At 64.8% G+C, this 14,057-nt stretch carries 13 protein-coding genes; 8 read left to right on the top strand and 5 right to left on the bottom strand.

Annotated elements, in window-relative coordinates:
* Positions 1–8: 8 nt before the first annotated feature.
* A complete protein-coding gene (locus tag AC1C2M_RS14960; protein ID WP_495437385.1) occupies positions 9–962 on the bottom strand; it encodes a LysR family transcriptional regulator in 954 nt (317 codons plus the stop codon).
* Between the two features lie 352 nt (positions 963–1,314).
* Here AC1C2M_RS14960 and AC1C2M_RS14965 point away from each other — a divergent pair, with 352 nt between their 5' ends.
* The 3 genes from AC1C2M_RS14965 (at position 1,315) to AC1C2M_RS14975 (ending at position 4,884) form a co-directional block, all read left to right on the top strand.
* Entirely contained in the window at positions 1,315–2,259 is a 945-nt protein-coding gene (locus AC1C2M_RS14965) for a zinc-binding dehydrogenase (RefSeq protein ID WP_495437387.1), read from the top strand.
* Positions 2,260–2,383: 124 nt separating this feature from the next.
* Complete coding sequence (pyrE, locus tag AC1C2M_RS14970) at positions 2,384–2,932, top strand: orotate phosphoribosyltransferase (protein ID WP_483406050.1); 549 nt, start codon at positions 2,384–2,386, stop codon at positions 2,930–2,932.
* Entirely contained in the window at positions 2,932–4,884 is a 1,953-nt protein-coding gene (locus AC1C2M_RS14975; protein WP_495437389.1) for a hypothetical protein, read from the top strand. Before pyrE ends, AC1C2M_RS14975 begins: the two co-directional genes overlap by 1 nt.
* Before the next feature lie 39 nt (positions 4,885–4,923).
* Here AC1C2M_RS14975 and AC1C2M_RS14980 read toward each other — a convergent pair whose 3' ends face one another.
* From AC1C2M_RS14980 to AC1C2M_RS14995, 4 genes are read right to left on the bottom strand one after another with little or no spacing between them, the layout of a single operon-like run.
* Complete coding sequence (locus AC1C2M_RS14980; RefSeq protein WP_108392036.1) at positions 4,924–5,724, bottom strand: HAD-IIA family hydrolase; 801 nt, start codon at positions 5,722–5,724, stop codon at positions 4,924–4,926.
* 57 nt (positions 5,725–5,781) lie between these two features.
* Complete coding sequence (locus AC1C2M_RS14985) at positions 5,782–6,420, bottom strand: metal-dependent transcriptional regulator (protein ID WP_495437391.1); 639 nt, start codon at positions 6,418–6,420, stop codon at positions 5,782–5,784.
* 11 nt (positions 6,421–6,431) lie between these two features.
* On the bottom strand, positions 6,432–7,703 hold the full coding sequence (locus AC1C2M_RS14990) for an Nramp family divalent metal transporter (protein ID WP_495437393.1): 1,272 nt from the start codon (positions 7,701–7,703) through the stop codon (positions 6,432–6,434).
* A gap of 15 nt (positions 7,704–7,718) precedes the next feature.
* Positions 7,719–10,529 carry a cation-translocating P-type ATPase gene (locus AC1C2M_RS14995; RefSeq protein ID WP_495437395.1) on the bottom strand — a complete coding sequence of 937 codons (2,811 nt, stop codon included), beginning with the start codon at positions 10,527–10,529 and terminating at the stop codon, positions 7,719–7,721.
* Between the two features lie 43 nt (positions 10,530–10,572).
* On the opposite strand from AC1C2M_RS14995, the gene AC1C2M_RS15000 reads away from it, so the two are divergent.
* The 5 genes from AC1C2M_RS15000 (at position 10,573) to AC1C2M_RS15020 (ending at position 14,029) form a co-directional block, all read left to right on the top strand.
* Positions 10,573–11,232, top strand: coding sequence for a TrmH family RNA methyltransferase (locus tag AC1C2M_RS15000; protein ID WP_495437396.1), 660 nt, complete (start codon positions 10,573–10,575; stop codon positions 11,230–11,232).
* Positions 11,233–11,272: 40 nt separating this feature from the next.
* The gene (locus AC1C2M_RS15005) at positions 11,273–11,641 is read left to right on the top strand and encodes a DUF4440 domain-containing protein (RefSeq protein ID WP_495437398.1); all 369 of its coding nucleotides are present in this window, start codon (positions 11,273–11,275) and stop codon (positions 11,639–11,641) included.
* A gap of 131 nt (positions 11,642–11,772) precedes the next feature.
* The gene (locus tag AC1C2M_RS15010) at positions 11,773–12,612 is read left to right on the top strand and encodes an ABC transporter ATP-binding protein (RefSeq protein WP_495433611.1); all 840 of its coding nucleotides are present in this window, start codon (positions 11,773–11,775) and stop codon (positions 12,610–12,612) included.
* Positions 12,609–13,295 (top strand): ABC transporter permease, encoded by a 687-nt coding sequence (locus AC1C2M_RS15015; RefSeq protein ID WP_483406042.1) that lies wholly within the window; start codon positions 12,609–12,611, stop codon positions 13,293–13,295. Before AC1C2M_RS15010 ends, AC1C2M_RS15015 begins: the two co-directional genes overlap by 4 nt.
* Positions 13,292–14,029 carry an ABC transporter permease gene (locus AC1C2M_RS15020; protein WP_495437400.1) on the top strand — a complete coding sequence of 246 codons (738 nt, stop codon included), beginning with the start codon at positions 13,292–13,294 and terminating at the stop codon, positions 14,027–14,029. The genes AC1C2M_RS15015 and AC1C2M_RS15020 overlap by 4 nt, the downstream gene beginning before the upstream one ends.
* Positions 14,030–14,057 lie beyond the last annotated feature (28 nt).

The following is a 14,057-nucleotide window of genomic DNA, read 5'->3' on the forward strand; positions in this document are numbered from 1 at the left end:
TGGTCGGATCACGTCCAGCGCGGTGTCGTGTATGCGGCAGGGTCCTCGACGGGATTGTGGGCGTTCTGCAGCCGGACGGCCTCGGCGCGCAGCGCTTCAGCGACCGTCCGCACGGCGAACCGCTCAGCCTTTTCCGGTCGCATGAGCGCGACGATGTTCCGGGATGCCTCCACTCCCGTGAGCGGGCGCGTCACGATTCCGCGTTCCGGTCCGGATGCGGTGAAGCGCGGAACGATGCCGATCCCGATTCCAGCTGCAACGAGCGCTTCGGAGACGCGGTTGTCGGTGACGCGTTGCACCACGTTCAAGTGGGCGCCGGTCGCAGCTTCGATCTCGTGCATGAGTCCGTCGAACGGGTAACCGTGCGGAACCCCGATCCAGGGCTCGTCAACGAGCTGGTCGGGCGTGAGCATGTTGACACCGGCCAGGCGGTGGCCGACAGGCAGGGCAACATCGAGCGGTTCGGTCAGCAGGTGGAGATTGCGGAGTCCCTTTCCGCTCCAGGCGCGGGTGCCAGGCATCGAATGGGCAAGCACGATGTCGAAATCGACCGTGAGTGCCGGGAAGTTGCCGCTGTCGGGGTCGCGGTCGGTGAGCGTCACTGTCGGACCGTGGGAATCTGCCAGCGTGGAGACCACGCCGGGTAGGAGCATCTGCCCCGCTGTCGGAAATGTCGCGACAGAGACAGTGCCCGTTGCGTCGTTGCGGTACTCGTCCCACACCGCGTGTGCGCGTTCGAGGGCGATGGCGACATCGGTGGCGCTGTGTGCGAGCGCCCGTCCGGCATCCGTGAGTGAGATTCCGCGACCGTTGCGTTCGGTGAGCGGCACTCCGGCTTCGCGTTCGAGCACCTTCAGCTGCTGGGATACCGCGGACGGGGTGCGGTGGGTGGCTGCGGCAACAGCGGCGATGCTGCCCCGGTCGGCTAACTCGCGGAGAAGCTCCAGGCGACGAACGTCCATGTAGCTATGCTACCGATTCGCCTAAGAAACATTCGCTTGTTCTGAATAGTTGACGCGGGCACTATTGAGCTGTATCCAACGGCCGTCGCCGTTCACCACAGAAAGGGCCGGATTCGTGTTCGTATTCTTCGCAGGAATTGCAGTCCTGAGTGCCGCCGCAGCTATCGGCAGCCTCGTCGTTGTGAAACGTGACGGCTACCGCCAGGTGCCAACCCGCACCTGGGCACCGTTGCCGTAACGGCAGCACCGCCGAAATCCGCGCCCTCCCAGGCCGATCCCGTAGCGCCAGATGCGGTTGATCACTGGGGGAGGCGCGTTTTTCGGTTCTCAAAGAAATAGAGGAGCACCACACATGCGCGCATGGCAGTTCACCAATACCCACGAACCACTCGTTCTCGCCGAGGTTGCCGAGCCCACAGCGGGGCCAGGCCAGGTCGTCGTCGACGTGAAGGCGGCAGGACTCTGTCACTCCGATGTGGGCCTGATGGAGGACGAAGGCTGGCTCGCCCTGCTCGCGAAGACGCCGATCACCATCGGGCACGAAGTGGCCGGTGTTGTCAGCGAAATTGGCGATGGCGTCACAGACTGGGCAGTTGGCGACCGGGTCGGCATTTGCCCGACCACCGAACTCGGCGCTCCGGGGTATGCCTTCGACGGTGGTTTCGCCGCGAAGACCGTCATCGGCCAGGAAGCGCTCGTTCGCATTCCGGATTCCGTGTCATTCGCATACGGCGCAGCCGGAACCGACGCGGGCATGACCTCCCACCACGCCGTCATTGCGAACGGTCAGGTGACGAAGGGCACGAAGCTCGGGATCATCGGCTTCGGTGGGCTCGGTCAGATCGGTGCTCGTGTTGCCGTTCTCGCCGGTGCTGACGTCTATGTCGCCGAGGTCAATGAAGACGTCTGGGAGAACGCGCGTGCAGCCGGGGTGACCGATGTTCGGAAGAGCATTCGGGACTTCGCTGACGTTGGGCTTGATGTCATCGTCGATTTCGCTGGTTTTGGCGTCACAACGGCGGATGCCATCGAAACCGTGCGTGCGGGCGGCCGTGTCGTGCAGGTCGGGATGGGTCGCCTCGAGGCCACCATCAACACCCGGGTGCTCATCACCAACAACGTCACGCTTGTCGGGTCGGTCGGTGGCACGAAGGATGACGTGCAGGGAGTGTACGACTACCTCGCCACCGGAGATTTGAACCCGACGGTGACCGAAATCGGCTTCGACGAGATCGCTGACGGCATCGAGCGCCTCGCAAACGGGAAGGTCATCGGCCGGCTCGTCGCCACGTTCTGAGACTGACACCGCGAAGCAACTTTTGCCGACTGCCGCCGTCGTTCCCCGTTCGGGGAGCGACGGCGGCACTGCCATGTGGCGAGCCTCCCGCGGCTACAGAAGCCTGAATCGCTAAACTTGGCGCGTGACCGACGCACGCGAGCAACTCATCAAGTACATTTCGGCCGAGGCCGTCTTCCACGGGGACTTCACCCTGACGAGCGGCAAGAAGGCGAGCTACTACGTCGACCTTCGAAAGGTCAGCCTTGACCACAGGGTCGCGCCGCTGATCGGCCAGGTCATGATCGACCTGATCGCCGACGTTCCCGACGTCGCCGCTGTCGGTGGAATGACGATGGGTGCTGACCCCGTCGCTGCAGCTGTGCTGCACCAGGGTGCGGCGCGCGGACTGGCCTATGACGCATTCGTCGTTCGCAAGGAGCCCAAGGATCACGGTCGAGGCAAACAGGTCGAAGGGCCTGACCTCGAGGGCAAGAGAGTGATTGTGCTCGAGGACACCTCGACCACGGGCGGTTCGCCCCTCGCGGCGATCGAAGCGCTCAAGAAAGTCGGAGCCGAGATCGCAGGTGTCGCCGTGGTTGTCGACCGCAACACGGGAGCGCGTGAAGTGATCGAAGCGGCGGGTTACCCCTACTTTGCCGCGATTGGGCTCGCTGACCTGGGACTCGAATAGTGAGCGACGACGAGTCGTCATTCCGCCGGCGACGACGCCGCGGTTCCGATCCTGCCGACGGCTCGGGCGATCACTCGGGAGACCGCTTCCCGGCGAACGAGGAGACCGAGGAACCCGCTGTTGAGCTGACGCCGTGGTGGCCGACCAGCCCGCCCGCTGCTGCTGGCGCTGGCGCTGGCGCTGCTGCCGCCGATGTCGGTGACGAGGGGCGCAACGCACGGGACGCCGTCGGCAATGCTGGCGCTGCCGATTCCGGTCGTGCTGACGCCCGTGATGCCGATACCCCTGACGCTGGCAGCGGCGATTCCGGTGGCGACGAACCGTCGGACGAGCCCGTTCCGCGTCGCCGGAGCTCATTCCAGCCGCTCGCCGAGCCTATTGTCGACCCCACTGTCGACCCCACTGTTGAGCCGACCGTCGAGCCTGTGCGGGCGGATGAACCCGTAACACCAGAACCCGCGCCACAATCCTCGACATCATCATCCGCGACACCCGAGGTCACGGCAGTGCCCCAGTCGGCGCTTTTTAAGCCGCGACCCGATGTCGAGCGGCCCTGGCTGAGACGGTCGCCCCGCGTACCGGTCGAGCCCGTCGTCGCTGACAGTGGGAAGGGCAGCACGAGTGACGGCGCCACCTCGGGTGCCAACGCGAGCGACAACGACAGCGCACCGTTCAACTGGTCGCTCACTCCCAATGATGAACTCGACCCCGTCGTCCACACGTCCCCGTCGGTCCCACCATCATCGCCGTCGCCTGTTGAGCCCGCTGTGCCTGTTGAGCCCGCTGTGCCGCGGCGTGCCAGGACAGAACCCGTCGCCGTCGAGCCGGCCGAGACCGGGCCAGCAGGGACCGAGCCGGTGGATGCCGAGCCGGTGGATGCCGAGCCGGTGGATGCCGAGCCGGTCGAGAACCCGCACGCCGGGGTCGAACCCAAACGGCCCGACGAGCCCGAACGCGCCGAAGAGCCGTCGCAACCCGATCCTGGCGAACCCCGCCCCGCGAAGCGCGCCCCCGCCAGTTACGACACCGACAGCCTCGCGTTCCTGATGGAACTCGAGGCCGCCGCAGCCGCGACCTCATCAGCTGCGCCGGACGCCGACACCAATCCAGACCGCGACAACGCCGACGCCGACAAGGCGAACGCCGACGCCGCCGACGACGCCGCCGACACGGCAAGCGCCGCTTCTGCTTACAACAGTCCTGTTTCGGCGGCGGGACTACCGATGTCCGAGTTCGGCCAGGAAACCTTCGGTGGGCTGGTCCCGCCCTTGGGCGTGAAACCGGCATCACGGGAGGGAGAACGTCCAGAGCGTCCAGAGCGCGGCTCAGGCCGATCGGGGATGTCGGCACTTCCTCCGGTCGTGAAGTGGGTGGCGCTCGGGATTGCCGTCGTCCTGGTGCTTATCGCGCTGTTCTTCCTCGGTACGAGCTTGCCGAGTCTCTTCGGAAGCGCCGGCTCAACCCCCGCAGCCGCGGCCACGACGACAGCGGCCACGCCGACCGAGACCCCAACCCCCACTCCTACGACCCCGCCCACGGAAACGCTTGCAGCTGTCGGCCCGGTCGCACCCGGCGAACACAAGTGGAACGGCCTCCTCGGCGGGGAGTGCCTCGAGCCGTACACAACACCGTGGGCCGAGAAGTTCGCGGTCGTGGATTGCGCGACGGCACACACAGCGCAGATGGTGTTCACGGCCCCGGTCACATCCGATCCCGCCGCCGCATACCCCGGTGAAGCCGAGATCGCGTCTGAGATCTCACTCTGGTGCAGTGCGCCCGGCGTCCTCGACTCGGCGGCTGCGGGAGCATACTCCGACCTCCAGGTGCAGGGCACCTACCCGGTCACCGAGGAGCAGTGGGCCGAGGGGGAGCGCAACTACTACTGCTTCATCAGCCGTTCAACCGGCGAGGCGCTCACCGGAACGCTCGCCATCGCGCAGCCAGCGACCTAGACGACCAGCCGACCGCGACGACCTCGACGACCAGACGACCTAGACGACCTCTGACTCGATCGGATTGTGCTCGAGCAGGTCCACAACGCCGCCGAGGATCTCGGACGGCCTGAATGGGTACCGTGCGATTTCCTTCTCGTCCGAAATCCCGGTCAGCACCAGAATCGTGTGAAGTCCGGCCTCGATTCCCGCAACGACGTCGGTGTCCATGCGGTCACCGATCATGCCGGTGTTCTCGGAGTGTGCACCGATCTTGTTGAGGGCCGAGCGGAACATCATCGGGTTCGGCTTGCCGACGATGTATGGTTCCTTGCCCGTTGCCTTCGTGATGAGGGCGGCGATTGCTCCCGTTGCGGGCATGGGGCCGTCCGCACTCGGGCCGGTGGCATCCGGGTTCGTCGCGATGAACCTGGCGCCGTTGTTGATCAGCCGGATCGCCTTGGTGATCGCCTCGAAGGAGTAGTTGCGGGTCTCGCCGACAACGACATAGTCGGGAGCGGTCTCGGTCATGATGAACCCCGCCTCGTGCAGGGCCGTCGTGATGCCCGCTTCGCCGATGACGAAGGCTGAGCCTCCCGGCATCTGGTCCTTGAGGAAGGCGGCGGTGGCGAGCGCCGAGGTCCAGATGAACTCCTCGGGCACTTCCAGCCCCGACGAGCGGAGACGCGCGCTCAGGTCCCGAGGTGTGAAGATCGAGTTGTTGGTGAGCACGAGGTACGGTTTGCCCTGGTCACGCCACTGCTGAAGCAGCTCGGCGGCGCCGGGGAGTGGACGGTTCTCGTGGACGAGCACGCCATCCATATCGGTCAACCAGCATTCAACTTCATCGCGACGGGTCATTCGGCTCCTTCGGTCGTGCTTTCAGTGTAGGGCTGTGACCTGTTGAGGGGGCCGGGATCAGGCGCTTACCCAGATGGCGGATGTCGCGGCACCGTCGAGCGGGATTCGAACGTCGGCGGCGACAAGACCTCCGTCTACGACCGTTACCGGTGTTCCGATGTCGACACCGGCAGCGTCGAGGGTGCGCAGGAGTGCGGGGTCACGATCGCTGATCCGAAGCACGACGCCGGTGTGACCGGTCTCTGCTGCGCCGATCAACACGGCATCCTCGCGTCTCACCGCGCCATCGGTGGCCGGGATAGCGTCTCCGTGCGGGTCGCGGTCGGGGTGACCGAGCCTGGCATCGATGCTCTCGAGCAGACGGTCGCTGATGGCGTGCTCGAGGATTTCGGCCTCGTCGTGCACCTCATCCCAGCCGTAGCCCATCTCGCGGACGAGCCAGGTCTCGACGAGTCTGTGTCGCCGCACGATGCCGACGGCTTCGAGCCTTCCGGAATCGGTGAGCGTGATCGCACCGTAGCGAACGTGGGTGACGAGTCCGGCCGCGGCGAGTTTCTTCACCATTTCGGTGACCGTTGACGGTGCCAGGCCGAGCCGCTCGGCGAGGACCGATGGTGTGATCGGGTCAGCCTGCCACTCGGTGTGCGCGTAGATCGTCTTGAGATAGTTCTCGATCACCGACTTGGACAACTTCATGGCAACCCACCCTATTCGGCACCGGTGAAGAGCAGGAACAGCAGCAGGGCATTGAGGCTGACGAGAAGCACGGATGCCACGGCGCCAGCGGTCGTCGTGAACCAGCGGTTGGTGAACCCACCGAGGATCGGCCGCTTCGCCGTGATGACCACCAGGGGAATAAGGGCGAACGGAATTCCGAACGACAGCACGACCTGGCTCAGCACGAGGGCGAGGGTGGGGTCGAAGCCTGACCCGAGGAGCAGCAGCGCCGGAATGAGGGAGATGAGCCGCCGGAGGAGGAGCGGAATGCGGACACGCAACAGTCCCTGCATGATCTCGGCGCCCGCGTACGCTCCGACCGACGTGGACGCGAGGCCAGAGGCGAGCAGTCCCAGGGCGAACAGCGTCGCGACGACGGGGCCGATCGAGGTCTCGAGCGCGGCGTGCGCTCCCTCGAGGCTGTCGGTTCCCGGTACGCCTGCGAGGTTGGTGGCCGCGAGCAGGAGGATCGCGAGGTTGACACTGCCGGCGATGAGCATGGCGATGGAGACATCCCAGCGGGTCACGCGGAGCAGTCGCGTCGTGGTCAGGCCGGCCGCGCGCACTGCGAAACGATCACGGGTGAGCGCCGAGTGGGCGTAGATAGCGTGCGGCATGATCGTTGCGCCGAGGATGGATGCGGCGAGCAGGACAGAACCCGCACCGTCGAAACGTGGGACCAACCCCGCGACCACGCCACCGGCATCCGGTGGGGAGATGAACACGCCAGCGCTGAATCCGACGGCGATGATGACGAGCAGGCTGACGATGATGCCCTCGAACGCACGGGGTCCACGACGGGACTGCACGGCGAGCATGACCATCGAGACGGTGCCAGTGATGATGCCGCCGACCAACAAGGGGAGGTCGAACAGGAGATAGAGGGCAACCGCGCCACCGATGATCTCGGCGAGGTCGGTCGCCATGGCGACGAGTTCGGCCTGAACCCAGTACGCAATGCGTCCCGGCCGGTTCTTGATGCGTTCCCCGAGCACCTCCGGAAGGCTCTTGCCCGTGACGATGCCGAGCTTGGCGGAGAGGTACTGGATGAGCCAGGCCATCACGTTGCCGACGACGACCACCCACACCAGCAGGTACCCGTACTCGGCTCCGGCCGTCATGTTGCTCGCGACGTTTCCGGGGTCGAGGTAGGCGACACCGGCCACGAGCGCTGGGCCAAGCAACCAGATGAGCCGAGGTCGTGTTGCCGGCTTCGGCGCAGCGGGCAGGGCTGGCTGCACGTCGGCTAGAGGTTTCGGCATACCGAAACCCTAATGCTATTTCGGTGTGCCGAAAAGGGGCGAGCGAAGAACGATTTTCCGCACTTCGTCGAACCACAGCACGCAGGAGGCGAGGGCGGTACAGATGAGCCAGTGGTGCAGGGCGAGCGGTGCTGTTCCGAAGGCGACCTGCAGGAACGGGAGGTTGACGACGGCGATCTGCAGCACGAGGCTGAGCGCGATCGCTCCCCAGAGCCAGGGGTTGGTGAACAGGCCGTGGAACGCTGAGGTCACCTCGGAACGGGCGTTGAGGGCGTTGAACAACTGGGCGAGCACGAGTGTGGTGAACCCCGCGGTGCGGGCGACCTCGAGTGAATCCTCGCCGGGCACGAACCCGCCGGGCAGGAACAGATCGATGGTGAACAGGGTCACGATGGCCATCACGAGTCCAACCGAGAGGATTCCTCCCCACATTCGCCCGTCGATGGCGCGGTCGGAGAGTTTCCGCGGTTTGCGTGCCATGACGTCATCGATTTCGGGATCGACGCCCATCGCGAGCGCTGGCCCTGAATCGGTGAGCAGGTTGATCCAGAGGATCTGTGTGGCGAGGAGGGGGAGGACGATGGCCTCGTTGGAGGCGTCGGACAGGCCGATCGCTCCGGCGAGGAGCACGCCCAGGAACACCGTGAGCACCTCGCCCATGTTGGAGGAGAGCAGGTAGCGCAGGAACTTCCGGATGTTGTCGAAGATCACCCTGCCCTGGCGCACCGCAGCCACGATGGTTGCGAAGTTGTCGTCGGCGAGGATCATCCGCGCCGCTTCCTTGGTTACTTCGGTGCCTGTAATTCCCATGGCAACGCCGATGTCGGCCGACTTGAGCGCGGGGGCGTCGTTCACGCCGTCCCCTGTCATCGCGACGATCTGGCCATCGTCCTGGAGCGCATCGACGAGCCTGAGCTTGTGCTGCGGGGCCACCCGGGCGTACACAGAGACCTCACGGACCGTTTCCCTGAGCTGGTTCTCGTCGAGGGTGTCGAGTTCGGTACCGGTCACAGCGCGCTCACCCGGTGCGATGATCCCCAGATCGGCAGCGATGCGTGCCGCTGTTGACGGGTGGTCTCCCGTGATCATGATGATGCGGATGCCGGCGCGGTGGGCCTGGGCGATTGCGCGGCCCGCTTCATCCCTGGGGGGATCGATGATGCCCACGACTCCGGCATAGATGAGTCCATGCTCGATCGATTCGTCGGCGTCGTCGGCGAGCTCATCGTCGTCCGATATCGAGCGGTAGGCAACGCCGAGCGTTCGGAAGGCCTCGGCGGAGAGCGCCTCGACATCATCCAGTGCCCGCTGCCTGAGGTCATCGGTGAGTTCGACGACCTCGGTGCCGGACTGGATCCGGGTACACCGGTCGAGCAGGACGTCCGGTGCACCCTTGCTGAACAGGACCGGAGAGTCATCTGTCTTTTCGCGGCACACCGCCGACATCATCTTGCGGTCGGACGTGAAGGGAATCTCAGCGGTTCGTTCGTATCTGTCGATCCGGGTGGCTGTGTCATCGAGCTTGGCGGCGGCGACGAGGAATGCCGCTTCGGTGGGGTCGCCCTGAATCTCCCACTGGCCGTTACGTTCGGCCAGCTGGGCGTTGTTGGCGATTGAGCCGGCAGCGAGTACGAGTTCGGTTTCGAACCGCAGGGCGGGGTCGGACAGAGGAGCCCCGTTGTGCAACACAGCGCCCTGCGGGCGGTAGCCGACGCCGGTGACATCGACAGAGCCCGAGGACGTGACAACGCGCTCGATCGTCATCTCATTGCGGGTCAGCGTGCCGGTTTTGTCTGTGCAGATGACGGATGCCGATCCGAGCGCTTCGACGGAACTCAGCTGCTTGACCACCGCGTTGCGTTTCGCCATGCGGCGAACACCGATCGAGAGCACGACGCTGAGGATCGCCGGGAGTCCCTCGGGGACCGCAGCAACGGCGAGGGAGACACCGAGCAGGAGCACGATGACGAGGTCACTGATCGATGACACCCCGTTCACGATGATGATCGTGCCCATCACGATGATCGCGATCGCAATGACGATGATGCCGAGAACCCTGCCGATGCGCGCCACCTCGTTTTGCAGCGGCGTAGGCTCCTCAACGGTGGCATCGAGCATGTCGGCGATCGATCCGACTTCCGTGTTCATGCCGGTGCCGGTGATGACCGCCCTGCCGACCCCCTGGGTGACGGCGGTGCCCTTGAACACCATGTTGATGCGGTCGCCCAGTGGGGCTGGAGCGGTGAGCTGCTGCGGATGTTTCGTCACCGCTTCGCTCTCACCCGTGAGCGATGCCTCAGCGATTCTCAGCCCGCTCGCCGAGAGCAGGCGACCGTCGGCGCCGACGGCGTCTCCCTCACCGAGCACGAGGATGTCCCCGCGAACGAGTTCGGCCGACGGAATCGTCGCGAGCTTGCCGTCCCGAAGCACTGTCGACGTCGCTGCCGTCATGGTGCTGAGCGCAGCCACGGCGTCTTCGGCCCTGGCTTCCTGCGCGAAGCCGAGGATGGCGTTGAGCAGAACGATCGCGAAGATGACTACCGCGTCGATCGGAACGCCGTGGGCTCCTTCGACGAACCAGGCGACGAGTGAAATGGCGACGGCAGCGAGCAGCAGGTAGATCAGCGGGTCCTCGAACTGGGCGAGCAGTTTGCGCCAGAGGGGGACAGGGGGCTTGCCGCGAAGTTCGTTGGGGCCGTCTGCCGCGAGGCGCCGCGCCGCTTCGTCGGAGGTCAGCCCCACCGTCGGGTCGACCCCGAGCTGGCTGGCCAGTTCCACAGAAGGGACAAGCGACGGGTCATGAGGGGTTTTCGGCAGGGACTCCATACCTCAGTCTCTCCCATTCAGGCGGTCCGGCTACCCTGTCTTTGTGCCCGAAACGACGAACACCCCTACCCACGAGCTGTCCACCAACGGAGTAGGTCCGTGGAGCGGTGAGTGGCCGGTCGAGGATTACTACGACGCTGAACTGCTCGCGCACGGCGATACCCGCAACGTCATCGACCGATACCGGTACTGGAAGCTCGACGCGATCGTCGCTGACCTTGACGAGCACAGGCATCCGTTTCACGTCGCCATCGAAAACTGGCAGCACGACATGAATATCGGGTCGATCGTGCGCACCGCGAACGCCTTCGCCGCCGACACCGTGCACATCGTCGGTCGCCGACGGTGGAACAAGCGGGGTGCGATGGTGACCGATCGGTACCAGCACGTCGTCCATCACTCGGATGTTGCGGCGCTGGTCGAGTGGGCACGGGGTGAGAACATGCCGGTGATCGGCATCGACAATGTGCCGGGCTCGGTGCTCATTGAGACGTTCGCGCTTCCTGAGCGGTGCGTCATGCTCTTCGGTCAGGAGGGTCCAGGGCTTTCGCCCGAGGCGATCGAAGCGTCGGATGCTGTTCTCGAGATCAGCCAGTTCGGGTCGACCAGGTCGATCAACGCGTCGGCGGCCGCGGCTGTCGCGATGCACTCCTGGGTCATGCAGCACGTGAGCTTCGACGCTGTGACCGGCCGCGCGACTTAAGCCTCGACACGGGTGCGGTGCCTGGGGGTAGCGTGAGGCCATGACTCTGATCACCGATGATTTGCCCGCCATTCTCCTCCGCGAAGAACACGAAGGCTGGAAAGCAATCCTGGCCGGACATGGCGGCCAGCACTACGCACGCGAAATGACCCGCGATGCGCTCATGATCGTTGAAGGTGCGGTGTTCGGTCGCGACGATGTGGTCAAAGCCTTTGCCGGTGTCACGCCATGGGACTCCTACGAAATCCACGAACCAGCACTCATCCGGCTGGAGGAACACAGCGGGATCCTCGCGTATCGTGCCGTCGCGACCCGCGGCGGCGAGACGGTTCAGTTGCGCATGACAACGACCTATCTCTACGGCGACGGTGCGTGGCAGGTTGCCGCGCACCAGCAGACGCCGGCCTGAGCCAGCGAAGCACCTTAACCTGTCGCGGTTTCCGGGTCCATCAGTCATAAGTAGCTGGTGTGCTCAGGGCAGTTCTGGATACGCTGAACCGGAGTCACCGACGGCACAGTGCGCTCAGGGGGTCCAACGGCATGATCAGGTTTGACGGAGTATCGAAGCGGTTTCCTGACGGGACCCTCGCGGTCGATGACTTCAGTATTACGATTCCATCGCGCACGACCACGGTCTTCGTTGGGTCATCCGGTTGCGGAAAAACCACGCTGCTCCGCATGATCAATCGGATGGTCGACCCCAGCGCCGGCGCCATTCATATCGATGACGACGACATTTCCACGCTCGAACCCGTCGCCCTTCGTCGGCGGATCGGTTACGTGATGCAGAACTCCGGGCTCCTCCCTCACCGGACGGTCGTCGACAACGTCGCGACAGTTCCGTTGCTCTCCGGTGTGAAAAAGGGCGCAGCGCGTGCGGCCGCGCTTGTGCTCATGGACACGGTCGGTCTCGATCGTGCGATTGCTCACCGCTACCCGTCCCAGCTCTCGGGCGGCCAGCAGCAGCGGGTCGGGGTGGCGAGGGGCCTCGCGACCAACCCGAATATCCTGCTGATGGACGAGCCGTTCGGCGCCGTCGACCCGCTCGTGCGCAGCGAGTTGCAGCAGGAGTTGCTCCGGATTCAGAGCGACCTCGCGAAGACCATAGTTTTCGTCACCCACGACATCGATGAAGCGTTCCTGCTGGGCGACCAGGTGGTCATTCTCAAGACCGGGGGGCGAATCGCGCAGATGGGGACGCCGGACGAGATCCTCGCCAACCCGGCCGATGAGTTCGTCGACACGTTTATCGGGGCGGAGCGGGGGCGTCGGTCACTGTCGATCCGAACCGTGGACGGAAAGGACGTCGTCTTCGACGGCACCGGCAGGCTCGCCGGCATCCTCAGGAATCCGGAGCGAGAGTCGAGCACCCAGCCATGACGTGGGTGTTCGCGAACTTCGAGCAGATCTGGAGTCTCACGGTCGCCCACGTGCTGCTGAGCATCGCGCCCATCATCTGTGGGTTTCTGCTTGCTGTGCCGATCGGCTGGTTCGCCTATCGGTTCAGAGTGTCGCGAGGCATCGTCCTCACCGTCTGCGGGCTGCTCTATACGATTCCATCGCTCGCGCTCATTGTGGCGATGCCCACTCTTCTCGGGACGAAAATCCTCAATCCGCTCAACCTCATCGTCACGCTGACGATCTACGCGATTGCCCTGATGGTGAGGACAGCGACGGATGCCTTCGAGGCTGTGTCGCGGGACGTCATTTCGTCGTCGACCGCTGTCGGCTTTGGTGCGTGGCGCCGGTTCTGGCAGGTCGAGCTCCCTCTTGCCGGTCCGGTTCTTCTCGCGGGTCTCCGGGTGGTGTCGACGAGTACCGTCAGTCTCGTGACCCTCGGCGCGCTGGTGGGGATGAGCGGACTCGGTTACCTCTTCACCGATGGGTACCAGCGCAATTTTCCGACCGAGATCCTCACCGGAATCGTCGGAACCGTGCTGATTGCCGTCGTCTTCGACGTGCTCCTCGTGCTCCTCGGACGGGTGCTCCTGCCGTGGGCCCGTGTCGATGAGGCGGCGCGGCGAGGCGCCGGCGGTGTCACAGTGAAGGCGGCAACGGCATGAACCTGTTTGCCGATGCCATTCGGTGGATCATGGACCCGGTGCACTGGACCGGGGCAAACGGCATCCCGAACCGTGTCGCGGAACATCTCGGCTACACGGCGCTCACCGTGGTTATTGCGGCGCTCATCGCCATATCGCTTGGTCTCTACATCGGGCATACCGGCAGGTATCGCGGCCTCGTCGTCGGGGTGACCGGTGCGCTTCGCGCCCTGCCGACGCTTGGCCTGCTCGTCTACCTGGCCGTGCTGTTCGGCGGGGGAATCTCATTCGCGCTCGTGCCGACCATCATTGTTCTCGTTGTGCTCGCCATTCCGCCATTGCTTGCCGGTGCCTATTCAGGAGTGGAGTCCGTCGATGGGCGAACCGTCGACGCGGCGAGGTCGATGGGCATGACGGAGTGGCAGATCCTGTGGAAGGTCGAGGTGCCGCTGGCGCTTCCGCTCATTCTCGGGGGAATACGGTCGGCGGTGTTGCAGGTTGTGGCAACAGCAACGGTTGCCGCCTATATCTCGTTGGGAGGTCTCGGTCGATACATCATTGACGCGCTTCCGCTTCGCAATTACACCGAGGTGCTCGTTGGGGCGTTGCTCGTGACGGTCCTCGCCCTGGTGCTCGACGGCATCCTCGTCGTGTGTCAGCGCCTTACCGTTCCCGCAGGGGTCCGGGCAATCCGAAAATCACCCGAGCAACGAAGCACAACGAAGTCGGCGCGCACGGTGTCAGCTTCGGCGTAAAACTGCGTCACGACTCTCTCCACTTTTC

It is taken from the genome of Mycetocola sp. Y444, from assembly GCF_059445295.1.